Origin of the sequence: Mesorhizobium sp. M0991, from assembly GCF_040318915.1 — a bacterium.
Taxonomy (GTDB): domain Bacteria; phylum Pseudomonadota; class Alphaproteobacteria; order Rhizobiales; family Rhizobiaceae; genus Mesorhizobium.
Genome location: NZ_JAMYNE010000026.1, coordinates 57581 through 82451, shown reverse-complemented (window position 1 = coordinate 82451; position 24871 = coordinate 57581). Strand labels below are relative to the sequence as shown.

At 62.7% G+C, this 24871-nt stretch carries 24 protein-coding genes; 12 read left to right on the top strand and 12 right to left on the bottom strand.

The features are described 5' to 3' along the window. Window positions 1-194: 194 nt before the first annotated feature. Together NKH70_RS27945 and fabI are read right to left on the bottom strand one after the other, a co-directional pair. Complete coding sequence (locus NKH70_RS27945) at window positions 195-782, bottom strand: histidine phosphatase family protein (protein WP_352720577.1); 588 nt, start codon at window positions 780-782, stop codon at window positions 195-197. Window positions 783-813: 31 nt separating this feature from the next. Continuing rightward, a complete protein-coding gene (gene fabI, locus NKH70_RS27940) occupies window positions 814-1632 on the bottom strand; it encodes an enoyl-ACP reductase FabI (protein WP_031211054.1) in 819 nt (272 codons plus the stop codon). Between the two features lie 556 nt (window positions 1633-2188). Here fabI and NKH70_RS27935 point away from each other — a divergent pair. From NKH70_RS27935 to NKH70_RS27920, 4 genes are all read left to right on the top strand, one after another. Further along, window positions 2189-3769 (top strand): hypothetical protein, encoded by a 1581-nt coding sequence (locus tag NKH70_RS27935; RefSeq protein WP_352915777.1) that lies wholly within the window; start codon window positions 2189-2191, stop codon window positions 3767-3769. A gap of 83 nt (window positions 3770-3852) precedes the next feature. Then, window positions 3853-4875, top strand: a complete 1023-nt coding sequence (locus tag NKH70_RS27930; RefSeq protein WP_352720581.1) for a phosphatase PAP2 family protein — start codon at window positions 3853-3855, stop codon at window positions 4873-4875. Between the two features lie 9 nt (window positions 4876-4884). Continuing rightward, the gene (locus NKH70_RS27925) at window positions 4885-6429 is read left to right on the top strand and encodes a S8 family serine peptidase (RefSeq protein WP_352720583.1); all 1545 of its coding nucleotides are present in this window, start codon (window positions 4885-4887) and stop codon (window positions 6427-6429) included. Window positions 6430-6596: 167 nt separating this feature from the next. Continuing rightward, window positions 6597-7298, top strand: coding sequence for an adenylate/guanylate cyclase domain-containing protein (locus NKH70_RS27920; protein WP_352489592.1), 702 nt, complete (start codon window positions 6597-6599; stop codon window positions 7296-7298). A gap of 140 nt (window positions 7299-7438) precedes the next feature. On the opposite strand, the gene NKH70_RS27915 is transcribed toward NKH70_RS27920, so the two are convergent. Further along, window positions 7439-8365 (bottom strand): DnaJ C-terminal domain-containing protein, encoded by a 927-nt coding sequence (locus tag NKH70_RS27915; RefSeq protein ID WP_352720587.1) that lies wholly within the window; start codon window positions 8363-8365, stop codon window positions 7439-7441. A 100-nt stretch (window positions 8366-8465) separates the two neighbouring features. Continuing rightward, the gene (locus tag NKH70_RS27910) at window positions 8466-8927 is read right to left on the bottom strand and encodes an RT0821/Lpp0805 family surface protein (protein ID WP_352720589.1); all 462 of its coding nucleotides are present in this window, start codon (window positions 8925-8927) and stop codon (window positions 8466-8468) included. A 39-nt stretch (window positions 8928-8966) separates the two neighbouring features. Between NKH70_RS27910 and pdxH the strand changes: the two genes are divergently transcribed. From pdxH to NKH70_RS27895, 3 genes are all read left to right on the top strand, one after another. Next, window positions 8967-9584, top strand: coding sequence for a pyridoxamine 5'-phosphate oxidase (gene pdxH, locus NKH70_RS27905; protein WP_292663882.1), 618 nt, complete (start codon window positions 8967-8969; stop codon window positions 9582-9584). 169 nt (window positions 9585-9753) lie between these two features. Then, window positions 9754-9999, top strand: a complete 246-nt coding sequence (locus NKH70_RS27900) for a CopG family ribbon-helix-helix protein (protein ID WP_352915782.1) — start codon at window positions 9754-9756, stop codon at window positions 9997-9999. Between the two features lie 133 nt (window positions 10000-10132). After that, on the top strand, window positions 10133-10408 hold the full coding sequence (locus NKH70_RS27895) for a hypothetical protein (protein ID WP_023674100.1): 276 nt from the start codon (window positions 10133-10135) through the stop codon (window positions 10406-10408). Window positions 10409-10479: 71 nt separating this feature from the next. On the opposite strand, the gene NKH70_RS27890 is transcribed toward NKH70_RS27895, so the two are convergent. Together NKH70_RS27890 and NKH70_RS27885 are read right to left on the bottom strand one after the other, a co-directional pair. Next, a complete protein-coding gene (locus tag NKH70_RS27890; RefSeq protein ID WP_352720591.1) occupies window positions 10480-11232 on the bottom strand; it encodes a crotonase/enoyl-CoA hydratase family protein in 753 nt (250 codons plus the stop codon). A gap of 53 nt (window positions 11233-11285) precedes the next feature. Next, window positions 11286-13049 (bottom strand): acyl-CoA dehydrogenase family protein, encoded by a 1764-nt coding sequence (locus NKH70_RS27885; RefSeq protein ID WP_352720593.1) that lies wholly within the window; start codon window positions 13047-13049, stop codon window positions 11286-11288. A gap of 223 nt (window positions 13050-13272) precedes the next feature. Here NKH70_RS27885 and NKH70_RS27880 point away from each other — a divergent pair, with 223 nt between their 5' ends. From NKH70_RS27880 to NKH70_RS27870, 3 genes are all read left to right on the top strand, one after another. Then, window positions 13273-13560 carry a type II toxin-antitoxin system TacA family antitoxin gene (locus tag NKH70_RS27880; RefSeq protein ID WP_292664465.1) on the top strand — a complete coding sequence of 96 codons (288 nt, stop codon included), beginning with the start codon at window positions 13273-13275 and terminating at the stop codon, window positions 13558-13560. Then, the gene (locus NKH70_RS27875; RefSeq protein ID WP_352915785.1) at window positions 13557-14060 is read left to right on the top strand and encodes a GNAT family N-acetyltransferase; all 504 of its coding nucleotides are present in this window, start codon (window positions 13557-13559) and stop codon (window positions 14058-14060) included. Before NKH70_RS27880 ends, NKH70_RS27875 begins: the two co-directional genes overlap by 4 nt. Before the next feature lie 195 nt (window positions 14061-14255). Beyond that, on the top strand, window positions 14256-15362 hold the full coding sequence (locus NKH70_RS27870; protein ID WP_352720597.1) for a glycoside hydrolase family 25 protein: 1107 nt from the start codon (window positions 14256-14258) through the stop codon (window positions 15360-15362). A gap of 20 nt (window positions 15363-15382) precedes the next feature. Here NKH70_RS27870 and purD read toward each other — a convergent pair whose 3' ends face one another. Beyond that, the gene (gene purD, locus NKH70_RS27865; protein ID WP_352720599.1) at window positions 15383-16660 is read right to left on the bottom strand and encodes a phosphoribosylamine--glycine ligase; all 1278 of its coding nucleotides are present in this window, start codon (window positions 16658-16660) and stop codon (window positions 15383-15385) included. Window positions 16661-16815: 155 nt separating this feature from the next. Between purD and ubiA the strand changes: the two genes are divergently transcribed. Then, window positions 16816-17799, top strand: coding sequence for a 4-hydroxybenzoate octaprenyltransferase (ubiA, locus tag NKH70_RS27860; RefSeq protein WP_352720693.1), 984 nt, complete (start codon window positions 16816-16818; stop codon window positions 17797-17799). Here ubiA and NKH70_RS27855 read toward each other — a convergent pair whose 3' ends face one another. The 3 genes from NKH70_RS27855 to NKH70_RS27845 form a co-directional block, all read right to left on the bottom strand. Further along, complete coding sequence (locus tag NKH70_RS27855; protein ID WP_023674094.1) at window positions 17800-18366, bottom strand: DUF6101 family protein; 567 nt, start codon at window positions 18364-18366, stop codon at window positions 17800-17802. Window positions 18367-18551: 185 nt separating this feature from the next. Continuing rightward, a complete protein-coding gene (locus NKH70_RS27850; protein ID WP_352720601.1) occupies window positions 18552-19982 on the bottom strand; it encodes an FAD-binding oxidoreductase in 1431 nt (476 codons plus the stop codon). Window positions 19983-19991: 9 nt separating this feature from the next. After that, window positions 19992-20981 (bottom strand): L-threonylcarbamoyladenylate synthase, encoded by a 990-nt coding sequence (locus tag NKH70_RS27845; protein WP_352720603.1) that lies wholly within the window; start codon window positions 20979-20981, stop codon window positions 19992-19994. A gap of 200 nt (window positions 20982-21181) precedes the next feature. On the opposite strand from NKH70_RS27845, the gene NKH70_RS27840 reads away from it, so the two are divergent. After that, window positions 21182-21574, top strand: a complete 393-nt coding sequence (locus tag NKH70_RS27840) for a hypothetical protein (RefSeq protein ID WP_352720605.1) — start codon at window positions 21182-21184, stop codon at window positions 21572-21574. Window positions 21575-21649: 75 nt separating this feature from the next. Here NKH70_RS27840 and NKH70_RS27835 read toward each other — a convergent pair whose 3' ends face one another. Further along, the gene (locus tag NKH70_RS27835; RefSeq protein ID WP_352720607.1) at window positions 21650-21952 is read right to left on the bottom strand and encodes an ATPase; all 303 of its coding nucleotides are present in this window, start codon (window positions 21950-21952) and stop codon (window positions 21650-21652) included. A gap of 132 nt (window positions 21953-22084) precedes the next feature. Continuing rightward, complete coding sequence (glyS, locus tag NKH70_RS27830; RefSeq protein WP_352720609.1) at window positions 22085-24679, bottom strand: glycine--tRNA ligase subunit beta; 2595 nt, start codon at window positions 24677-24679, stop codon at window positions 22085-22087. Window positions 24680-24871: the final 192 nt, after the last annotated feature.

Here is a 24871-nt window from a genome sequence, read left to right as displayed (position 1 = left end):
CCCAATGTTACGCAATTTGATAGCCGGATTCGTGCGCAACGTCTGCTTTCTGGCAGTCCCTAATTGCGCTTAAATGTCCGACTTTAGGCGCGAAGCGGCTATTCGCGGCTCGCCATCTGGAAGTCGGGTCACCTTGCATCGTCCCGACTGCCTTCAATGCCTGAGAAGGGGCTGATCGTTGAGAGTTTGACCCCTCAAAGCCACTCCAGGCGCCGGCCGTCCAGCCTGAGCACGCGGTCCTGCGGCACTTCCATGCTGACCGCATCTTGTTCGGACATCCCCAGCACGAAGCGGAACAGCGCGCGCATGACGCCGCCATGGGTCACGCAGACCGTCTGGCGATCGAGCGCGTCGAACCACGGCTTCACCCGTTCGAGCAGCATCTGATAGCTTTCGGCGCCCTCGCCGGGCGGCTGGAAATTCCATTTGTCGAGGCGGCGTTGCCTGGTTGAACCGGGATTGTTCGCCTCGAGTTCGGCAAAGGTGAAACCCTGCCAGTCGCCAAAGCTCAATTCTACGAGCAGCGGCTCGGTACGATAGGCATGCGGATCGAGCTTCATCGCCGCGCGCAGGCGCTCCATCGTCTCGCGCGTGCGCCGCATTGGGCTGGCAACAAAGTCGAAATCTTCGGGCTTGTCGATGAGGTCGGCCAGCCTACGCCCGTTGCGGCTAGCCTGCTCGCGGCCAAGCTCGTTGAGGTCGGTATCGGCCTGCCCCTGCAGCCGGGCCTCGGCGTTCCACGCCGTCTGGCCGTGGCGCACGATATAGACGAGCGGGTACATCAGGTCTTCCGGAAGAGATCAGGCGGTGGCGTCAGTCCTTGACCGTCGAAATATCCGGCGCGTCGACCGCCTTCATGCCGACGACATGATAGCCGGAATCGACATGATGGATCTCGCCGGTGACGCCGCGCGAAAGGTCGGACAGGAAATAGACGCCGGAATCGCCAACTTCCTCCTGCGTGACCGTCTGCTTCAACGGCGAATTGTATTCGTTCCACTTCAGGATGTAGCGGAAGTCGCCGATGCCGGATGCGGCAAGCGTCTTGATCGGGCCGGCGGAGATCGCGTTGACACGGATCTTCTTGGCGCCGAGATCGACGGCCAGATAGCGCACGCTGGCTTCGAGCGCCGCCTTGGCGACACCCATGACGTTGTAGTGCGGCATTACCTTTTCCGCGCCGTAATAGGTCAGCGTCAGCAGCGAGCCGCCGTCGGTCATCAGCGCCTCGGCACGTTTGGCGATGGTCGTGAAGGAATAGACCGAAATATCCATGGTACGCAGGAAATTGTCGCGCGTCGTCTCGACATAGCGACCGGTCAGCTCGTCCTTGTCGGAAAAGGCGATGGCGTGGACGAGGAAATCGAGCTTGCCCCAATGGCTGGCGATATCGGCGAACACCGCATCGAGGCTGGCCGGGTCGGTCACGTCGCAATGGCCGGCGACATGCGCGCCCAGTTCGGCCGCAAGCGGCTCGACGCGTTTCTTGAACGCCTCGCCCTGATAGGTCAGCGCGATCTCGGCGCCGTGGTCGACACAGGCCTTGGCGATGCCGTAAGCGATCGAGCGATTGTTGGCGATGCCAAGGATAAGGCCGCGCTTGCCGGCCATAAGGCCCCGTCCACCCGCCATGTCAGCGCTCTCCGCAAGGTTCTCTACGTTGTGGAGTGCCTATCGCACAGCCACAGTGCCCCTTCAAGCGTTCAAAGCGGACAGTTCGGGGGACAAAGCCGCTGGTCTACAGAGCCGCGCATCCTTTGGACGCGCAAAGAATGCTGTAGCACGTTGACCTTGCAGTCGTGGGCCAGTGGAAAGATCGGACACTTGGTATCGGTGTGGCACGGCCGAAGATGACCCTTTGGCCCGTGGCCGAAGTCACGCTCATGACCCAACTCAGACAATGGGACCGCTTACATCGAACGACCGCTGGTGTCGCTACCGAGTCCTTCCGTCACAGCAGAAATCCCGTCTCGAATCCTTTGCCACGTGTAGGTTTGACCTTACGGAAGCCGAGAATTACAGATAGACTTATATTAGTGGATGATATATTAGCGTACGGGGACGCGAGGGGCCGCTAGTGTACTCGGATGGCCATCCTTTCCTTAGATTGATTGGGCCATTCGCGATTGAGAGCGCGGACGGCGCGGACGTCACGCCGCATGGCAGACGGTCTAAAGCGCTCTTGGCCATGCTCGCTCTGGCACCCAACGGTACGCGGAGCCGAAAATGGCTGCAAAGCAAGCTCTGGAGCACTCGCGGCGAGGAGCAGGGTGCAGCAAGCTTGCGGCAGGAACTGTCCGAGGTTCGGAAGTCGCTCCGCAGCGCCGGCCTTGATCTAATCTCGACCGATCGTGATGTGGTTCGACTCGACGTCGCTTCGATCGGCATCGATTTGAACGATCCGCCCGAAGGCTCTGCCACGCGTGATCTGCTTGAGGGCCTCGATATTCGCGATCCAGAGTTCGAGGATTGGCTTCGTGAGCAAAGAAGCCAATGGCCCCGGCCACGCACAGTGACAGCAAACGTCTCTCCTGTTGCCGCGGCAGATCAGTTGTCCGGACAGCGAAGCGCCTCACTTCTGAATTCGTCGCGGCTATGCTTGGGCCTGCTTCGCGATGCCAGGTGGACGGAGGGCTCCGCTAACAGGGCCGTCAGCGACCTCGTCCTGGATCTGGTGGTTCGATCGATCCTGAATTTCGAAGTGGTCGACGTCGTGGATTTTCAAGCGCAGGGACCGCTGACCCAAGCGCCTGACACTGCGCTACCAGACTGGCTGTTGCAAACCAGGGCAACGGTGATGGGCGACAGCGTGGGCCTGACATTTGCATTGATTGCGCCCGGTGACAGCCGGCTCTTGTGGTCGCATACGGATTTTCTCGAGCTGGCCGACCTGACTGGCCCGACGAGCCTGAAGCTGATGTCGTTGGTCAATCAGATCGTATTTTCGATCCTCGAATTCGTTCTCGATCCTAAGTCCATCCGCGACGAGCCCCGACACCGGGCGTCTCGGCTTGCATTGACAGCGCTGCGACAGGTATTCCGCATGCGCGATACGGACCTAGATTCGGCGGAGCGCATGCTCGCTGAAGCATATGAGCTCGACCCGCGTAGCACGTATCTGGGGTGGCAGCTGTTTGTGTTTGTCACCCGCTTTGGCGAGAGACGGGTCGGCCGCTCGGACACCTTTCACGATCAGGTTCGGGAATGCGCCAGTCGCGCCGTCGAAGTGGCCCCCTTCAATCCTATCACCCTGGCGTTGGCCGCTCATGCCCATTCGTTCGTCTTTCGTGAATACGCACAGGCACTGGAACTCGCCGATCGAGCGATAGCCGCTAACCCGCTACAAGCCATTTGCTGGGACATGCGTGCCTTGACGCTCGGCTATCTCGGCGAGGTGACGCGTGGCTATGAGGATGCGATGCGCGCACGTGCACTGGGCGGGCCTCCCCTGTATCGTTACTGCATCGATACCACGTGCTGCATCTTGGCAACTCTGAACGGGCGCTTCGAGGAGGGGATACGTCACGGCGAGCGTGTCCTTGCGCAGCAACCCACATACCTACCCGCTTTGAGATACTCGGCTGCCTGCCACGGGCATCTGGGGCAGACTGTGGAAGCAGTTCGAACTGTCGAACGCTTGCGCGCCTGGGAGCCGGATTTCTCGCTCGAGCTGCTTTCAGAGGAGAATTATCCAATTGCAGGCGTACTCGGAGTTTCGGTTATCAAGAGCGGGCTGTCGCGGATAACGCTGCCAAGGTACGCACCCTAGCGTTGCGCACCGCAGGCGTCACGTCGAGGCTCCGACCACCAGTTTGGCGCGGATCGAATTAGAAGCTTTAGTTGAGGGTGGACATGATGTCGATAATTGATCTTAATAACAAGTTGTTTAACGCCCGCTTCTTAGTCAGTGGATCGGACATAAGGCAATATCCACTGATATTGGGTGACGCAAAACCTGAAAAATCTCTTGAGGAATACATCAAAAATAAAGGCGGCGAAAAACTGCATCCTTTCGTGTCTATGATGACCAAGAGCAGCCTTCTGTCGATTCAAGAAGAGCAGATCGTGATAACGATTTCTGATGACCCTGTGGAGGGTGTCATGCGCCTTTCGCCAGCCTTCCGGGCGGGGCCGAGCGCAGGTCGAGGTCGAGGCAGGGGCAGAGGGCGCGGACGAGGACGGGGACGCGGCAGGGGGCAAACGGCTTTCGAAACTGGCGAGGAGGCTTTGCCGGCGTGGCATGACAAGCGCGCCTTGCACAGGATCGGACTAAGCGTCGCCAACAAATATCTCGGCGCGATCTGGGAGGACATTCTTATCGATCCCCCGCCCGGACCTTCAGAGAGCCTCAGGGAGACAGAAGCGCTTATCGATCTGCAGAAGAGGAGGGAAGGTGACCCGCTGCGGCGCGAGGAGATCGTCCGCCAGGCATCGTTCGGGATTTTGGACTACACGGCACCGCTCGGAATAGACACTCTCGCGGGCTTCGAGGGGACATGCGCATTGATTGTTGCGATCCTTGAACTCACGGAGGAGATCGGGCTCAACTACAAAGATCGATTCAATCGGCCACGGCCCAACATCATTGAGCCGAGGCTGCGGCCGGCGCTTCCGGTTCCTTCGCACGCTTCCTACCCGTCCAACCATTCATTTCAGTCATTTGCGGTGGCGAACGTTCTGCAACGGATGTTGCCCGAGCACGCCGGCGTAACCGCGCTTTATGAGCGCGCCCGCCGGGTGGCCGAGAATAGGGAATGGGCCGGGCTGCACTACGCCAGCGACACCGATGCCGGCGAGGAACTGGCTGCGCGCATTTCTCCGTATTTGGTGGACGCGATGGATGAAACGATCCGACGCGCCCAGAGCGAATGGTAGGTAGGTGCCATGACGGACGACATCAAGAAGGGCGAAGGCCATCTTTGTTATGACTGGTATCACTACCTGTGGCACCTGATCGCAATCGGCGCCTTACGTGATCGTCCGCGCATCCCTGAAGCGCGGTTGCCGCACGAGGCCGCATACCTGCTGGAGGCCGACGCCTGGGATTTGTTGGGTACTGACAAGCCCGGTTACGGCGAGGTCATTGCCCAGATCGATACGGGGGTGAACTCAAGCCATCCCAATCTCGAGCCTCGTATCCGCGCTGCGGTCAGCTTCGCCGCTCACCCTTTCGGGTTGAGTTACGTCACACCCAAGCAACCGCCCGTCTTGCGAGGGCCGGAAAAAAAGCAGAGCAAGAGCTTTGTGAGCGACGATACCTGGGCATGGGCGGCAGGCCTGATTAAATCGAGAAACAATGCGCAGGAAGTCGAGGTTCAGAAATCGCTGCTTCGAGCACTGAAAGATGGGCGCGGCGTAATTCAGGAGACTGCTGAGACCTCGCGTATGCGCTACTCAGCGCACGGGACCGCCTGCGCTGGGCTGATGGTCGGCGCCCCTGCGGCCTCGCCCGCGAAGTTGAGGCAATTTAGCAACGGTGAAGGCGCAATACCTTATTGGGGGGTCGCCCCAGGCGCTGAACTCCTGCCGATCGAGATTTCAGCACGGCCCGACGCAGCGCAGCTCATTCTGGCGTTCCTCTATGCCCGCGACCAGAAGGTTTCAGTCATACACTTTCCCCGGGAAGTACCCGATCCATGGCGAGCGCACCGTTCCTATTCTGGATATGGCGACAGCAGATATACTTCGGTCGAACAGGCAAAGCCAATTTGGGATTATTTCGAGAAGGTTTTCGAGGCGATCAGCGAGGAAATCCCCATCATCTGCGCAGCCGGCAACAATGGCTACGACCATCTGATTTACCCGGCGAGCAAGGCGGGCGAAAGCAACGGCGTGGTTGCGGTGGCGGCCGCCACCTATCTGGCGAGACGTTCAGCATATTCCAACTACAGCGGCGATCCGACCGACAATTCCGTCACCATTTCCGCGCCGTCCGACGACCAGGAGGTGTTTACGCGCTGCCAAATACGACTGGACAGGGAGTCGCCGCGTTCACGTGACCACAATTTCGAGATCTACGAGAAGCTCCCCCAGGTTGAATACGCGCCACAGGGCGTGCTCACCACCGACATCCCGGGCCACCACGGCTATTCCGGCGGACAGCTGGAAGGGATCCAGCCACCGGGCGTCGAAAGCAGAGACCGCGCCGGGCTCTACACGGTATTTGGCGGAACATCTGCAGCCTCGGCCATCGTCGCGGGAGCAGCCGCTTTGTTGCAGTCGAAACATCGCTCCACCGGTAGGCCGCTCAACGGCATAGAGGTTAAGGCGAAGATGAGCCAGTCGGGCGCAAAGGAGGTTTCATGGGCTTGGCTTGAAAAAGCTGACGTTCCGATTCTACCGGACAGCCCTAATTGCGAGAGAAGGGTGCCTTCGTTCGATCAGCAGTTTGGAGCGGGGCTGCTTGACCTCCGTAAGTTGCTGAGCTGAGGGTCCCGCCGAATTTGACTAAAAAGGTCGGCTGCAAGCCGCTAAAGCAGGGCCCGAATGGATTTCTGACGTAATTCTGACGTGCCCGCCACGGCGGGCTTACGATCCGCCTACGCCGTCCAGTCATATTCGAGCGACGTTTGAAACCGCTCGGGGACCGGACTCCAATGCATCCGATCACTGCCTATACGAATTCACAGACTGACCGCGTGCTCCCGTCATTCGGCATGGGTGAAACGAAATTCCAGCGCGCCATCGCCACGATCATGTTTACCGACGTGGAGGACTCGACCGGCTTGGCGAGCGCGCTTGGCCTGGTCGAAACCACGCGGTTCATGATCGAGCACTTCACGTTGACCCGCCAGGTCGTGGTGGCCCAAGGGGGGATCGTCCAAAACTTTACAGGCGACGGCGTGCTAGCTCTCTGGCTGGGGAGCGAAATGACGCCCAGCGAAACGGCGCTAAAGGCGCTGGCCGCCGTCGCGGAACTGGTACCGGAAATCTCGCTCGGCAACGCTTGGAAGCGCTCAATGGGCTCCCTGTCGCGCCGCATCAGGATCGGCCTACACTCCGGCGAGGTGATGTTCGTCAACGATCGCCAGTGGGATTTCTCTTTTCTGGTCGGCTCGGAGGTAAATTTCGCCCGCCACGTCGAGCAGGCTGGCAAGAGGGAGAATGGCGCAGGCGTCGACGCGCTGGTGATGGTCAGCGGTGCGACCCTCCACCTTGCTGGCCTGGCGACTGCATCGATCGACCCCTACAAGCTTGTGCGGCTAACCCCCGCCGAACTGGCTCATCGCCAGTCGGTCGACTGGCGTCGGCCGTGTTCGCGAAGCAGAACTATGGCGCGTGCAAATGTCGGCCTTTGAGGCGTTAGCTGACGTTGAACCTACTTCGGCCAAATAGCGGCTCCTGGCGCTGGTTGCTCGTTTCCTGTCGATAATCGACGGCATGAAACCACTCATGCCCGCTTTTCGCACGCGGTATCAAGCGCTGGCCTTTTCGACCGTCAGCCCTTTCGCCGGCGCATCAGCGCCTCGAGCTCGGTGTCGCCGCCTTCCGGCAGCATCAGCCGCACATGCGCGTAGAGGTCGCCGTGACCGCCGGCCTTTTCCGGCAGGCCCCTGCCCTTCAGCCGCAGAACCTTGTCCGAGCTCGACCAAGGGGGGACATTGACCGCAATCCTGCCGGTCGGGGTTTCGACCGCCACCTTGGCGCCATGCACCGCATCGGCCAGTTCCACCGGCAGGTCGACATGCAGGTCGCGGCCCTCGACGCGGTAGCGAGGGTGCCGGCGAAAGCGGATCTTGACCAGTGCATCGCCCGGCTGCCCCGGCCCTTGCTCACCCTGGCCTTTCAGGCGGATGGTCTGGCCGTCCTCGACATAGGCCGGCAGCTTGACCGCCATCTTGCGGCCGTCGGGGAACATCGCCGTCACCTTCTCCGCGGTGGCGGCTTCCTCGATGGTGACGTCCAGCGTCACGTTCAGATCGGCGGCGGTCGAGGCCTGACGGCGGCCGCCCGTGCCGGCGCCGCGCTGCTGGGTGAAAGCATCGCCGAAGATCTGGCTGAAGATGTCGCTGTTGCCGTCGAACGGATCACCGCCGGGACGGCCCGTGCGGAATTCGAAATGCGCGCCGCCCGGCCCTTGCTGCCGGCGGAAACCGGCGAAAGGATCGGCGCCGCCAGTCGCGCCTTCGAACCCCTGGAACCGCGGTTTGCCTTCGGCATCGATCTCACCGCGATCGAAAGCCGCCCGGTTCTTCTCGTCGCCGACGATCTCGTAAGCCTGGTTGGCGGCGGCAAAACGCTCCTTTGCCTTGGGATCCGGGTTCTGGTCCGGATGATACTTCTTGGCGAGCTTCCGGTACGCCGATTTTATGTCCTTGGCCGATGCGTTCTTGGCAACGCCCAGCACCTCATAGGGGTCGCGCATGCTTACTGCCCTGGAGAAGGAGTGGAACCATGATCGCCTCCTATATGCGCTTGCATAGGAAGAAATTCCAGTGGGTTACCGCCACATCGGCGAAGGAAAATCAGAGCGCCTTGAAGTCCTGCATTCGCCAGGCGCTGCCACCGACCAGGCATACTTCGCCTTTGAACAGCGCGACGCCGTCGAAGCTTTCGCGCGACGCTGTGAAGCGACGGCATGTCTCGCCGTTAGCTCTGAATTCTGCGAGCTCGGTGATGGAGCCGCGTGAGCCGGTGTCGGCATTCGCCCAGGGAACGGCCTGCCCGGCCAGTTGCTCGACGTCGGCGGAGGACACGGCGTTGCGGATCGTGGCCTGGTCGGAAGCGCGGTCCTGATCGAGCGGCGTGACCGAGGCCGGCGTGCTCGAGGTCAGCACCGAGCGGTCGACCTCCGCCTGTTCCAGGCTGAAGCCGCCACCGCCACAGGCGACAAGCGGCAGGACGATTATCACGATCATGGCTTTGGCGCTGGCCGAAGCGATAACGCTCCATTGCCCACTGTCAAAAGCTTGCGCGATACGCGACAATCGGCAATCTCCCCAGCCGGCGACAAATTTGGGAAAACTATGAGCGAAACCGGGTTAACAAGCGGTGACTTTACCGAGGCGGCGGAGCCGTTCCGGCTTTTTGCGGCGTGGCTCGACGACGCGACGAAGAGCGAGATCAACGACCCCAACAGCGTGGCGCTGGCGACGGTCGATGCCGAGGGCATGCCGAACGTGCGCATGGTGCTGCTCAAGGGCTTCGATGAGGGCGGCTTCGTCTTCTACACGAATTTCGAGAGCGCCAAGGGCCGCGAGATCCTGGGCAGCATGAAAGCGGCGATGTGCTTCCACTGGAAATCTCTGCGCCGGCAGGTGCGGGCGCGCGGCCCGGTGGAGATCGTCACCGACGCCGAAGCCGATGCCTATTACGCGACCCGCCCGCGCGGCAGCCGCATCGGCGCCTGGGCCTCCAAACAGTCGCGGCCGCTGGAAAGCCGCTTCGCGCTGGAAAAGGCGGTTGCCGAATATACGGCGCGCCACGCGATCGGCGACATTCCGCGGCCAAAACACTGGTCGGGCTTCCGCATCGTGCCGCAGACCATCGAGTTCTGGCACGACCGTCCGTTCCGGCTGCACGACCGTGTCGTCTTTTCGCGCAACGCCGAGGGCGGCTGGGACAAGGTGAGGCTTTATCCGTAGAAAACGATGCCGCGCCGGCCGCCGATCCGCCGCGGCATCGAGGGCGTGACTGGAATGGTGCTGATCGGGCTCGGCATCCGGATCGCGACCGAGCACCGGTGACGGTTGAGTGGTTCTTGACGAACCACTTTGGTTCACACTCATCATAGTGAACCAGAAGAATGTGACCATGACCGCTTTTACCGTGCGCGTTCCAGACGAAACTGCAGACAGGTTAGGCCAGCTTGCAGAAAAGCTCGACCGCTCGTGCTCCTATGTGGCTGCGCAGGCCATCGAGGATTTTGTAGCCAGTGAAGAATGGCAACTCGCCGAGGTCGAGGCAGGATTGGCTGACGCCTCGCGCGGCGATTTTGCCAGTGCCGGCGAGGTGAAGGCGGTTGTCGGGAAATACGTAAAGTCCACCCGCCAGGCATAAGCCACCCAATTCCCACTATCACGATCTCGTGTGCGTGAAACGTTCCAGCTTGCCGCAACGAACCAGGAAAGGGCTCAACGCGCCGCTGGCGCAAATTCAGGAGGAAGCAATGCATTCACTCAGGTTGGTCACGATGGCCGGTCTTGCCTGCCTTTTCGCTTCGCAAGCCTTTGCGGAGGACGCGATGGGGACAATGACGGTGATGAAGGGTGGGGAGGTCATGGCGATCATGCCCGATGGGCATATGGGCACTATGATGCCCGACGCGAAGATGAGCGCCGAAATGATGAAAATGGCGAAACCGATCAAGCATTGCATGATGTTGATGACCGACGCCAAAGGCAAGACATTCATGATCGACACGTCTTCGGCAAAGGCCCAGGCCGAATGTAAAAAAATGGCGATGTGACAAAGAGATCGTGGCAAGAAACCCGCCGGTTGTTGCCGGCGGGTCCACGATGCGAGACAAGGCCAGAAGGTCTAGGCCTTTTTCCTGGTCATGAAGGCCGTCAAGGCTGCGCGGGCCTCGTCGGATTTGAGCCGCTCGCGGAAATGCTGGCTTTCCTGGCCGATGCGCTCGACAAGGGCGTCGCGCGAGCCGCGCATCAGGTCGCGCGCTATCTTCAGCGCTTGCGGCGGCTTGGCGGCGATCTGGCCCGCCGCCGCCAACACCGATGCTTCGAGTTCCCCCTCCTCGACCACCTCGTAGATCAGCCCGGCGGCCTTCGCCCGCTCGGCCGAAAAGCCCTCGCCGAGGCCAAGCAGCGCGAAGGCGCCTTGGCGGCCGAGGATCTGCGGCGCGAGCAGGCTCGAACCGGCCTCCGGCACAAGGCCGAGATCGACGAAGGGCGTCCGGAATATTGTGCGCGGCGTGGCGAAGGTCAGGTCGCAATGCAGGTTGAGCGTGGTGCCGATACCGACCGCAATGCCGTCGACGCCGGAAACCATCGGCTTTTCCACCTTGGCCAGCGCCATCAGGAAATCCCAGACCTCGGAACCGCCTTCGCCGCCCGAGGCGACGACCATGAAATCGGCAAGGTCGTTGCCGGACGAGAAGGCACCGGGCACGCCGAGAAAGACATGAACACGGATCGCCGGATCGGCGTCGCCGCCGGCAAGAGCCGCCGACATCGTCGCGTACATGGCGCGGGTCAGGGCGTTCTTCTTGTCCGGACGGTTGATGCGGATGATCTGGATGGCGCCCTGGCGCTCGACGAGGATGTGGTCTGTCACGGATTCGTCCTTTGTGAATTTCGGGCCTTTGTGAATTTCGGCGCGTGCGAACGTCAGACTGAAATCAGCGCCTTGCCGGCAACGGCAAGGCTGTCGGCGCCGCCGATGACGCGCTCCTTCAGCGCGCCCACCTCGCCAAGCAGGTTCTCGGCGAAGAAGCGGCACAGCGCGATGCGGTTTTGGTCGGCAAGCGCGCCGCACGCCAGATAGGCCCCGCCAGCGGCAAGCGAGATCAGCCTGAGATAAGGTGTGGCGCCGGCCAGCGCCTCGTCCGAACGGCCTTCGGCCTGCAGGTCTTGCAGGAAACGGCTCGCCTGTGACAGGTCGTCGAGCGCCTGGTCGAGGCGATCGGCGGTGCGGCCGAAGCCTTCAAGGTTCGACGCTCGCACCGCATTGGCGGCGGCCTTGAGTTCGGCGATGTAGCCATGCACATGCCGGCCGCCGCCGAGCGGCAGCTTGCGCGTCACCAGATCGATCGCCTGGATGCCATTGGTGCCTTCGTAAATGGGCGCGATGCGCGCGTCGCGATAAAGCGCTGCGGCCCCTGTCTCCTCGATGAACCCCATGCCGCCATGCACCTGCAGCCCAAGCGAGGCGACCTCGACGCCGACATCGGTCGAAAAGGCCTTGGCCAGCGGGGTCAACAGATTGGCGCGCTCCTGCCAGTGCTTTGCATCTTCGCTGTGCGACGCAAGATCGATGGCGTGGGCGCAGGAATAGCAGATGGCGCGGGCAATCTGGGTCAGCGCCTTCATGGTCAGAAGACTGCGCTGGATGTCGGGGTGATGCACGATCGGCGCCATGCCGGCACCGCGATAGCTCGCCGCCTTGCCTTGCCGGCGGTCGTTTGCATAGGCGAGCGCCTTCTGCATCGCCGCCTCGGCGACCGCCACGCCCTGCATGCCGACGGCAAGGCGCGCATTGTTCATCATGGTGAACATGCAGGCGAGGCCCTTGTTCTCCTCGCCGACCAGCCAGCCGATCGCGCCGGGCCTGCTGCCTTCGAAGCCGTCGCCATAGATCATGGTGCAGGTCGGCGAAGCGTGGATGCCCAGTTTGTGCTCCAGCCCCGAGCAGAAGACGTCGTTGCGTGCGCCCAGCGCGCCGTCGTCGCCGACCAGGAATTTCGGCACCAGGAACAGCGACAGGCCGCGCGTGCCGGGCGGCGCGTCCGGCAGCCGCGCCAGCACCAGATGGATGATGTTGTCGGTGAAATCGTGCTCGCCATAGGTGATGAATATCTTTTGCCCGAAGATGCGGTAGGTGCCGTCGCCGGCCGGTTCGGCGCGGGTTCGCAAGGCATTCAGGTCCGAGCCTGCCTGCGGCTCGGTCAGGTTCATGGTGCCCATCCATTCGCCGGAGACCAGCTTTTCCAGATATTTGGCCTTGAGTGCCTGCGAGCCATGCTTGTCGAGTGCTTCGACCGCGCCCATGGTCAGCGTCGGGGCGATGCCGAACGCCATCGAGGCGGAGTTCCACATTTCGAGCGCGGCGACGCCGAGCATGGCCGGAAGCGCCTGGCCGCCATAAGCTTCCGGCGCGGACAGCGCATTCCAGCCGCCGCCGATCCAGCGGCGATAAAGTTCCTTCCAGCCGGGCGGGGTAGTGACGGCAGCGCCGTTGAGCACCGCGCCGTGCTGGTCGCCGACCTTGTAGAGCGGCGCCACCTCCTCGCTGGCGAAACGGCCAGCTTCGGCCAGAATGGCGTCGACGAGGTCCTCGCCGAGTTCGCCAAAGGTGCCGGCATCGAGCGCCGCCTTCAAGCCAGCGACATGCTTCAGGGTGAAGGCGATTTCCTCGACCGGTGCCCGATACATCGCGCTCGCTCCTCCTCAGTCCAGCGGATCAACTTAAGACCCGTGCCGATGCAAAACCATCTGCTTTTGGAATTCCCTGCCCATCTTCTTTTTACGTAAACGTCAACTTTTGTCACGCAGATTTTGCAGTTGCTGGCTCGCCTGCGAAATTACGCAAAGTCGCACCACGCACTTGATCTGTACGGCTATTTCCCGTACAAGTCGTCCATCAGGGGTGACGATAATGCCGAACCAACAGACCCGTACCGCTCGTCTCGAAGCTCGTATTTCGCCGGATATTCTGGACGTGGTGAAACGCGCCGCCGAAATCCAGGGCCGTAGCGTCAGCGACTTCGTGGTCGCTGCCGCTCAAGAGGCGGCTCAGCGTACCATCGAGAACACCACCATCATGCGTATTTCCGTCGAGGATCAGCGCGCCATGATGGAGGCAATTCTCAATCCGCCCGAGCCCAATGAAGCACTGCGCAAAGCTGCCGACGCCCACAAACGGCTGGTCGTCGAAACCCGGTGACTTTCGCCGTCATTATCGAACCGCTCGGCGGATTGCATGATCGCAAGGCTTTCAGCTGCGGGGTACCGGCGCTCGACCGCTACATCCGGGAGCAAGCCAGCCAAGATGTCAAACGCCGAGTTTGCAATTGCTTCGTTGCCGTGGATCGCAATGGCGGCGCGATCGCCGGATATTACACTTTGGCGGCGTCGAGCATACCAATCGCGTCCTTGCCTGACGAACAGACAAGACATCTACCACGCTACCCAGTCCTGCCTGCGATATTGGTCGGTAGGCTGGCCGTCGATGCCCGATACCAGGGGCAGCGGATCGGGTCGGCGCTGATCGTGGATGCGCTAAGACACAGCGTTAGCGCATCCCCGGCAGCCTTCGCATTGATTGTCGATGCAACGGATGACCAGGCGGTGGCGTTTTATCGCAAACATGGCTTCACCTCATTTCAGAGCCGCCCGCTATCACTGTTCCTGCCCATAGCAACAGCGTTGAAGCTATTTGGCTGACAATCGCAACCATCGCTTTGCTCTTGAGGAGCACCAAGGGTCGCTTCGCCAGCGCTCCAACTCGCCCACTCGGCACCCGAAGCATTTCCTTAACCATGGCGGCTCAGGATTGGGCTTTGGCCAGCAAGGACCTGCTGTTTGAAAACGCCGGCGCACCCTCTTATCCGCTTAGCGCTTCTCCTTGTCGCGGCCACGATGACGCTGGCGCCGGCGCCGACAAGGGCCTCGGATTTCTCCGAACCGTGGAAGGATGCGGACCGGGCGCTGGTCGTCGATGCCTACGAATACAATTCCATCGACTGGACCCGGCTAGCCGCCGACAAGCGTCTTGTCGGTTTCATCAACAAAGCTTCCGACGGAATGCCGCCACCCTATTTCTGTTTCGGCGACGAGACCGAGATGCGGCTGTGCAAGACGCTTTGGAAGCGCCATGCGATGGCACAGGAACTGTTCCAGACGCGCAAGGTGGTGGCCAAGGCGCTGGGCCTGAAATGGGGTGCCTATCATCTCGCCCGCCCCGGCAACCCCGTGGGACAGGCCAATAATTTCATCAATTTCGTGAAACCCGGGCCGGATGACCTGCTTGCCCTCGACATCGAGGACGATGATCCCACCCAATGGATGTCGCTCGAGGATGCCGAGGAATTCGTGCGCCATGTGCATCGTCGGGTTGGCCGCTTTCCAGTGCTCTACACCAACGGCACGACAGCCAGGCATATCGCCGACAACAAGTATAAATACCCGCTCCTGTCCCGGCTGCCGCTGTGGTATGCGCGCTACAAGCCAGACATCGGCGTGCATTTTCCAATGGGCAACTGGCAGGGTTATGCGCTCTGGCAGTTTTCGGCGCGAGCAAATTGCGGCCGGTTCCGCTGTCCCTATCGGGTCGCAGGCACACCCAACGATATCGACGTCAGCGTCGCGCCGATGAGCGCCACGGAATTGCGCGCGCAGTGGCCGTTCGGCGGCCTGATCGACGTGCAGCCGGATTATCTCGCCTCGATACCGGTGCCGCTCTCACGCGAGGCGGGGCTCGCCGGCACTGCCATGACCTACGCCACCGTGGCAGCACCCCCGAGCCTCGAGCAACTGGTCGCGGTATTTAGAACGCGCTTGGCCAAATTCAGCAGCGGCTTTCAAATGCCTGCGGCCAAGACGGTGCCGAGCCTTCCGCGCGGGATTGCCGAATATGTCGCCTGGACGCGAAACGAAAAAAAGCGTGCCGCCTCGGTGTCTGCAATTGCCCCCACCGCCGATACGGTCAGCACTGTCTCGACCGAATTCGACAACCGCCTGCGTTGAGGTCGAGGCCGCCTTAAACGTCAGTTCGACTGCTCGCGCGCCACTGCCAGCCAGCCAATGTCGCGGCGGCAAAAGCCTTGCGGCCAGTCGATCCGGTCGAGCGCGGCGTAGGCCTTCTTCTGCGCCTCGCCGACGGTTCGGCCTGTCGCCGTGATGTTGAGCACGCGACCGCCATTGGCGACGAGTGCGCCGCCGTTGATGGCGGTGCCGGCATGAAATATCTCGACGCCGCCACCTGCTGCCGCCTCGACGCCGCGAATGACCGAGCCCTTTTCCGGCGTGCCGGGATAACCCCTGGCTGCCATCACCACGGTGAGCGCCGCCTCGTCGCGCCAGCGCACCGAGGTGTGTGCCAGCTGGCCGTCGGCGGCGGCGTTGAGCAGGACCAGGAGATCGTCCTTCAGCCGCATCATCAGCACCTGGCATTCCGGGTCGCCGAAACGGGTGTTGTATTCGATCAGCTTCGGGCCCTTGTCCGATATCATCAGTCCGGCGAACAGCACGCCGGAAAACGGTACGCCTGTTTCAGCCATGCCGCGCATGGTCGGCTCGACGATCTCGCGCATGGTTCGGTCGATCATCTCCGGCGTCATCACCGGCGCCGGCGAATAGGCGCCCATGCCGCCGGTGTTCGGGCCGGTGTCGCCGTCACTGAGGCGCTTGTGGTCCTGCGCGGTGCCGAAGGGCAGCGCGGTGGTTCCGTCGCAGAGGCAGAAGAAGCTTGCCTCCTCGCCGCTGAGAAACTCTTCGACCACCACTTCGGCGCCGGCCTGGCCGAAGGAGCCGTCGAAACAGGCGTCCAGCGCGGCCAGCGCCTCGTCAAGCGTCATGGCGACGGTGACACCCTTGCCGGCAGCAAGACCGTCGGCCTTAATGACGATCGGCGCACCCGTCTTCTCGACATAGGCCTTGGCCGAACCCAGATCGCCGAAGCGGCCATAGGCGGCGGTCGGGATGCCGTATCTGGCGCAGAGGTCTTTGGTAAAACCCTTCGAGCCTTCCAGCCGCGCCGCTGCCTTTGAGGGGCCGAAGACGCGGATGCCCTCGGCGCGAAGGTCGTCGGCAATGCCGGCAACCAGCGGCCCTTCCGGGCCGACCACGACGAGATCTATTTCTTTCTCGCGGCAAAACCGGACCACCGCTGCATGATCCGAAACATCGAGCCTCACCAGCTCGGCTTCGCCGCCGATGCCCGGATTGCCGGGCGCCGCGTAGAGTTTGGTCAGCAGCGGCGACGCCGCCATCTTCCAGGCCAGCGCATGTTCTCGTCCGCCGGAGCCGATCAGCAAAACACGCATGCCTGGATTCCTTGCCCGTTCCGATCAGGACTGCGCTATTGCGCCCCGGGCGGCGGGTCAAGACATTTGGCTGCCGCGGCGGCGATTCCGCGCCGCGAGCGGATCCGGCCTGCTTGACGCTTGACGGCATTCGCCTCTGCTGCCACTCCAGCAAAATGGAAACCGTCCAGTCGAAAGCGGCCCAGGGCCGCGTCGCCGATGCGCCGAGCGGCCACTGGGTCTATCGCGCGCTGCCGCGGGGGTTGTGGCCCTATGCGCAGCTTGCCCGGTGGGACCGGCCGATCGGCTGGCAATTGCTGCTGTGGCCATGCTGGTGGTCGGCTGCCCTTGCGGCGAGCGCCTATCCGCGTCCGGCGGATCCGCTGCTCTCGCTGCTGCCGTCGCCGTGGTATCTGCTGCTGTTTTTTCTCGGCGCGTTCGCCATGCGTGGCGCCGGCTGCACCTACAATGATTTGGTCGACGAGGACATCGACAACCAGGTGGAACGCACGCGCTCGCGGCCGCTGCCGGCCGGCAAGGTCACGCGCCGGCAGGCCTGGATGTTTGTTGTCGTACAGGCACTGGTCGGCCTTGCCGTGCTTTTGCAGTTCAACAGCTTCGCCATCTCGCTCGGCATCGGCTCGCTGGTCATCGTCGCCGTCTACCCATTCATGAAGCGGTACACCAATTGGCCGCAACTCGTTCTCGGACTTGCCTTTTCCTGGGGAGCGCTGATGGGATGGGCGGTCGAGTTCGGCGATCTCGATGGACCGGCAATCATGCTCTATATCGGCTCGATCCTGTGGGTGATCGGCTACGACACGATCTATGCGCATCAGGACAAGGAAGACGACGCCATCGTCGGCGTGCGCTCGACGGCGCGCCTGTTCGGCGACAATACCAAGGCCTGGCTGGCCGGGCTTTATGGCGGAGCGCTGGTCTGCTTCGCCATTGCCTTTGCCTCGGCGCAGGCACCCGTGCCGGCGCTGGCTGGGCTGATCGCCGCCGGCGCGCATATGGCGCGGCAGATCGCCGTGCTCGACATCGACGATCCGGACCAGTGCCTGAGGCTGTTCAGATCGAACAACCAGGTCGGCTGGCTGATCTTCCTCGGCCTGATCGGCGGCGCGGCTTGGGTGGCGCTGAAGCCGCTGGTTTAGCTACTCCCGCGAAATAAGCTCCTCGCCTCCGATGACCAGCCTGAGGCCGAGGTCGCCGGCGCGGCGGCGGGCGAGGAAGCGCGGACGGCGCATGGTCGAGACGCGGCCCTTGCGGCGGTCCTGCGCCGGCAGCGCCTTGATGGCGGCGCCGAGCGATTCTTCGAGCGTACGGGCAATGCCGTCGGCTTCGATCAGCAGCATCGGCAGGCGGTAGGCATCGGCCCAGGCGCGCCAGTCGGCGGCGACGTCGTCGAGATCGTCGGCCACCAGCAGCGGCACCGACAGCATCGGGTCGTTGTGCAGAAGCTCGAGCGTCACTGTGACATTGCCATCCGGATCCTCCATGGCGCGGGCGGCGACGCCGCGAAACGCGTTGGCGGGCAGAGCGATGATCGCCGGCACGCCACTCATCTCCAGCGTGCGGCGGATAACCGCGCCGCGCTGGTCGATGGTGAAGGTGACGTCGCCATAGTCGTCGCGCGTGGCGTAACTCACCACCTGCGGCAGGCGGAATGGGTCGAGACGCATATTGCGGCCGGCCCAGACTGGCTTCAGTCCAGTGTTCATATCGTGCCTTTCCTGTTTCTCCTGAGAGCCGGTGTTTCCGGTTCTCCGGGCCGGTTTTCCCAGCCTCGTTGTGGAGAAACATTAGCGCGAGCTTCTTATCCTCGCGCTTAAGAAAGTCGGTTAAATTTTGCTGATCCGGGGCGGATGGTTATCGGAATGCGAACCGGCGCAGGCCGGCGAAAGGATCAGATAACCTTACCCGGATTCATGATGCCGGCCGGGTCGAACGCGGCCTTCACCCTGCGCATCAGCTCGATCGCCATTGTCGGCGCCGTCGCGATCAATTCGTCCCGCTTCAACTGGCCGATGCCGTGCTCGGCCGAGATCGAGCCGTGAAACGAGCGCACGACGTCGTGCACGGCCTTGTTCATGACGTGGTAAAGGCCGAGAAACGCCTCGTCATCGCCGTCGACCGGCCGGGAGATGTTGTAGTGCAGATTGCCGTCGCCCATGTGGCCGAAGCAGACGACGCGTGCGCCGGGACTGACCGATTGCACGGCGCCGGCGGCCTTTTCGATGAAGGGCGGGATCGACGCCACCGGCACCGAGATGTCGTGCTTGATCGAGGCACCTTCCGGTTTCTGCGCCTCGGGCAGCACCTCGCGGAAATTCCAGAACGCGTCGCCCTGGGCCATGCTTGCCGCGATCACCGCATCGCCGACGATCCCTTGCTCGAGGCCTGCCTCCAGCACCTCCTCGATCAGCGCCCGTGCATCCTCGGCCGAGCGGCCCGACGAGATCTGCATCAGCACATACCACGGCCAATCGCCGGCCAGCAGCCGCACTACGCCTTGTGCGTGGCGTAGCGTGAAGTCGTAGGGCCTTTGGCCGATCAGCTCGAAGGCGGTGAGCGCTGCCCCTGCACGGTCCATCGCCAGGCTGAACAGCGACAGTGCCGCCTCCGGCGATGACAGGCCGGCAAACGCCACCTCGCGCCCCTTGGGCTTGGGGAAAAGCTTGAGCACGGCGGCGGTGATGATGCCGAGCGTACCCTCGGCGCCGACGAACAGGTCCTTCAGATCATAACCGGTATTGTCCTTCTTCAGCTTGCGCAGATCGTCGAACACTTCGCCGGTCGGCAGCACCACTTCGACGCCGAGGCAGAGTTCGCGCGCATTGCCGTAGGCAAGCACGCCGGTGCCACCGGCGTTGGAAGAGAGATTGCCGCCGATCTGGCAGGAGCCTTGCGCGGCAAGCGACAGCGGAAACAGCCGGTCGGCGGCATCGGCCGCTTCCTGCAGCGTCTGCAGGATGACGCCGGTTTCGACCGTCACCGTGTTGGACAGGGTATCGATCTCGCGGATGCGGTTTAGCCGCGACAGCGACAGCACGATCTCGCGGCCGGACGCGTCCGGCACCTGGGCGCCGACCAGCCCGGTGTTGCCGCTTTGCGGTACAATCGGCGTGCCCGTTTCGCTCGCCAGCCGCATGATGCGGCTGACCTCCTCGACGGTCCCCGGCCTCAGCACCAGAGCCGTCCTGCCATGCCAAAGTCCGCGCCGCTCGGCGAGGTAAGGCGCGATGTCCTGCTGATCGCGCAGCGCATATTTGTCACCGACGATTGTCGCAAAGCGCGCGACGACGGCGGGGTCGAGGTCGGGGGAAATGTCGTTCATAGGTGGAAACTATGGTGCCCAATCCATCTTGTCACGAGGGGCGATCTTGTCACGCGGGGCGGCGGCGCGCGAAAGCCGGTCATTGATCGCCTCGCCCAGGCCGTCGAACGGGATCGGCTCGACGGCGATGGTTTTGGCGCCGCTGCGATCGAGATCCTGCAGATGGGCGAAGAGATTGCTTGCCGCCTCGCGCAGGTCGCCGGTCTCCGACAGGTTACGCAGTGCGGCTGCATCGCGCCAGCCTTCGGCACGGCGGCCACCGAAGGCCAGCAAGGCTTCGCCCGGTGCGACCTCCGCAGCATTGAGCCGCACCGCCGCACCTGGTGCATAGTGCGAGGCGAGCATCCCGGGCGCCTCGATGACCGAAGCGCCGCGCAGCAACTTTGTCCCGGCGACCGCTTCGATCTCTTCGGCGGCAATGCCGCCCGGCCGCAGCAGCCGCAGCTTTCCAGCTTCGACCTTGAGGATGGTCGATTCCAGCCCGACCGGCGTCGCGCCGCCATCGACCACAAGCTTGATCCTGGGGCCGAGGTCGGCGGCCACGGCTTCCGCCGTCGTAGCGCTGATCCTGCCCGAGGAATTGGCACTGGGCGCCGCAAGCGCGCGGCCGAACCTGGCGATCAGCTCGCCGCCAAAGCCTTTCGGCATGCGCAGCGCGATGGTGTCCAGCCCTGCGGTGACCAGCGGATGAATGCCGTTGCCGGGCCGTTGCGGCAGCACCAGCGTCAGCGGCCCCGGCCAGAATATCTGCGCCAATCTTTCCGACAGCGGATCGAACAGCGCGATACGCTCAGCCATCGCCGGATCGGCTATATGGGCGATCAGCGGGTTGAAACGCGGGCGGCCCTTGGCTTCGAAGATGCGGGCCACGGCAACGCCATTGGTCGCGTCGCCGGCCAGCCCATAGACGGTCTCGGTCGGTATGGCGACGACATCGCCGCTCTCGAGCAGCGCCAACGCCCTTTCCATCGCCTCGCCGACGGCACGAATTTCAGCCACTGTCGTCACCTCACGGATGCGGGTGCCTAATACGGCGAGGCCGGGCGAGCAAGCCCAGGGTTGGCGAATGATAAATCGCTAAAATGCGATGTTTCCCCGCAAGCCGGCATCAATTGCCCTCGGCTAGGGTGCCGTCTTGTTGGGCAAGGGGAATTATGATGCTTTCGATGCGTATCGTTGGAGCGCTTGGTCTGGCGTTTATGGCCGGCACGGCACAGGCCTCGTCACTGGTTTTTCTTGGGCAGACGACGGGGGCGCCTTCTGTGGTTGGTGCGGTGGGCGCTGTCGAGCGCGCGAAAACACCGTCGATCGTCGCGCTCGGCGAGAAATCGCCCAACGTCAATGAAACCGTCACCGATGAAAAGGTCGCGGCAATCCCGAGCCAGCCGAGTCATGGCTTCACCGGAAGCCCGATGATCATTCGCGGCGGTATCGTCGGCGACGCCTTTGCAACGCCCGCGCCCAAAGCCGCGCAGGCCACCGCTGCCGCGCCCGCCGCGGACAGCAAAGCCGACCCAAAGGTCGCCAGCAAAACCCCCGAGCCCGTAGCGCCGCAGCCGGCGCCGCTAGCAGCTCCCGACCAGCCGAAATAGCGCCTGAAGCAGCGCCGGAAACCAGGGCCGCGCGAAAGCGCCGCCCTGGTTTACTGACTGAAGCGGCGTGAAGTCTCAGGCCGCTTCTTCTTCGTCCGTATCGTCGGCGTCGTCCGATTCGTCGCCGTCAGCGTCTTTTTCGCCGACGGCGCTTTCGGCCTTCACGCTGTCCTCGTCGTCTTCCTCTTCCTCGTTGTCATCGTCGTCGTCGTCGTCGGAGAGGGTAGCCGACTTATCGTCTTCAGTAGCTTCCTTGTCGGTGTCTTCATCGTCGCCGTCCTCGTCATCCGACAGATCGGCAGCCTCGATGGCGGCGGCAGCGGCCTCGTCGAGCGTCGTTTCGGAGGTGGGTTCAAGCGTCTCGGTCTCTTCTGTCACTTCGATGTCGTGAGCGGAATTCATGGAAGCCTCCGTGGGTTGGGAACACGTTCCTTTTGCCACGCACAGATCATCGGCGTATGACTGTAAGCCGGCTCGAATGGCCGGTAAGCGATGATTTTTTCGCCGATGTCAGCCGGCTATCTTCGAGAAGTCCGCGACCCGGTCGGTCGCCGCGCGGATGCGGGCGAGCAATGCCAGGCGATTGGCGCGCACCGCCTGGTCCTCATCGTTTACGAGGACTTTCTCAAAAAATGAATCAACCGGCTCGCGCAACAGGCTAAGCGCCAGCATGGCGGCGGAAAAGTCTTCGTTTTGAATTGCTTCGCCGGCTTGCCTCTCGGCCTGATTCACCGCCGCGAACAGTATTTTTTCTGCGTCCTCCCGGAACAGAGCCGGCTCAACGCTGCTTGCAATCGCCGTCGCCTTCTTCTCTTCGGCAGCCACGATGTTGGCGGCGCGCTTGGTGCCGGCAAGCAGGTTCCTGCCGTCCTCGGTGTCGAGGAAGGAGCCGAGTGCTTCGACCCGGCGGACGATTTGCAGCAGGTCGTCGTTTTGGCCAATCTCCCCCCTTGAGGGGGAGATGCCCGGCAGGGCAGAGGGGGGTGCCTCGCGCCGAGAGGCCGGCGGGACAGCGCCCCCCTCTGTCGGCTGCGCCGACATCTCCCCCACGAGGGGGGAGATCGGGCGCGAACCTGCCGCCAGCACCGCGTCGATCAGATCATGCCGCGCGCCCTGGTCGCGGAGGTAGACTTTCAAGCGGTCGTGGAAGAAGGAGAGGAGGTCGTGACTCAAGCGCCACGCCATCTCAGGCGTCTTTTCGGCGAAGGCCTCTTTTCCAGACAGCCCTACAAGGCGGTCATAAACTTCAGCTCTGTAAGTTGTTGTAGCAAGACCAGCTGACGTCAGTCGATCTGCGGCCTCAAGGTAAGGCTGCGATCCGTCACGTTGGAATTTCATATATGCCGCTACTATCGGAGACATCATCGAACGGAGAAGCGAAATGTTCACGCCGTTCTCAACCAAGATCCTGACCACGCCCAGCGCCGCCCTCCTCAGCGCATAGGGGTCCTTCGATCCGGTCGGCTTTTCATCGATCGCCCAGAATCCAACCAGCGTATCCAGCTTGTCGGCGAGCGCTACTGCGATCGAAACCGGATCGGTGGGAACACGATCTGACGGTCCCTGCGGCTTGTAGTGTTCCTCGATCGCGGCGGCGACAGAAGGATGCTCGCCCTGCAGCAGCGCGTATTTGCGGCCCATGGCGCCTTGCAGTTCCGGGAATTCGCCAACCACTTCGGTGGTGAGGTCGGCCTTGGCGAGGACGGCAGCGCGACGAGCGAGCGCGGTAATCTCCCCCCTTGAGGGGGAGATGTCGCCGAAGGCGACAGAGGGGGTCGGCACGTCCTGACGCGACGCTCTATCGCGGACAGAGGATGCCGGCGCTTCACGCGAAGCGACCCCCTCTGGCCTACCGGCCATCTCCCCCTCGAGGGGGGAGATCGACTGCGCCACGATTGGTGCCAGTTCTTCGGCCAAGCGCGCAATCCGTTCTACCCGCTCGCCTTGCGTACCGAGCTTGGCATGAAACGTCACATTGAGATGGTCGAGGCGGGCCATGCGCTGGTCGAGCGGCTTTTTGAGATCAAGCCCAAACTTTTCCGTCGATGCCTGCAGCTGGTCGAGATCCGGCAGGTCGCCCTGGTCGGTCTTCCAGAAATAGAGCGCGTCGGACAGGCGGGCGCGCACCACCTTGCCGTTGCCGTGGGCAATCTCCTTGCCGCCATCCTTGGCCTCGATATTGGCGGTCAGTATGAAACGGTTGGAGAGCTCTTCGCCGGCGTGCGGCCGCGTCACAAAACACTTCTGGTTAGCGCGGATGGTGAGCCGGATCACCTCGGCCGGAATGGCCAGAAAATCCTGCTCGAATTCGCCCATCAGCACGACGGGCCATTCGACCAGGCCCGACACTTCCTCCAGCAGCCCCTCGTCCTCGACGAGGTCGAGCCCGCTGGCGAAGGCAAGATTCCTGGCATCGGCAAGAATGATCTCCTTGCGCCGGTCGGCATCGAGCACGACCTTGGCTGCCTCCAGCTTCGCGACATAATCGTCGAAGCGGCGCACCGTGATGGCGCCCGGCGCATGAAAACGGTGGCCGTAGGTGACGTTGCCGGAGTGGATGCCGTCGATCTCGAAATCGACCACCACCGGCTCCTCGGTTTCGGGGCCGAAGGTACACAGGATCGATTGCAGCGGCCGCACCCAGCGCAGCGAGCCGGGCTTGGCCGAAGCCGGCCCCCAGCGCATCGATTTCGGCCAGGGGAAGTTGCGGATGATGCCCGGCACCAGCTCGGCGATGATCTGCTCCGCCGGTCTGCCCGGCCTGGAAATATGGGCGACGTAGAAGTCGCCCTTCTTCGGATCGGAATGAACATGCGCCTCGGCAATCGAGGCAAGGCCGGCCTTGCGCAGAAAACCTTGCACCGCCTGCTCGGGGGCCTTGGTCGAGGGCCCCTTGATCTCCTCGCTGATGTCCTTCGAGCGGGCGGTCAGGCCGCGGATGTCGAGCGCCAACCGGCGCGGCGTCCAATATTCGCGCGCAGCCTCATAGGTCAGCCCGGCTTCGACCAGACCGTCCGTCAAAAGCTTCTTCAGGTCGCCGGCCGCCTTGCGCTGCATGCGCGCGGGGATTTCCTCGGAACGAAGTTCTAGAAGCAGGTCAGGCATTGAAAGAGCTCACGCGACAAAAAACAGCCGCCGCTTCGCGGCGTCCTCCCCCATCGAGGCGGAGGTAAGCGGGGCATAGCAACTCGGTCGGCTGCTGTCACCCTTCCCAGCAAGATCAAGGCGTCCAACGGCGATTTCCGAAAAAATTCAGCCGCCTGTCGGACACGCGCCGGTCCGCCCGTCCTTGGATCA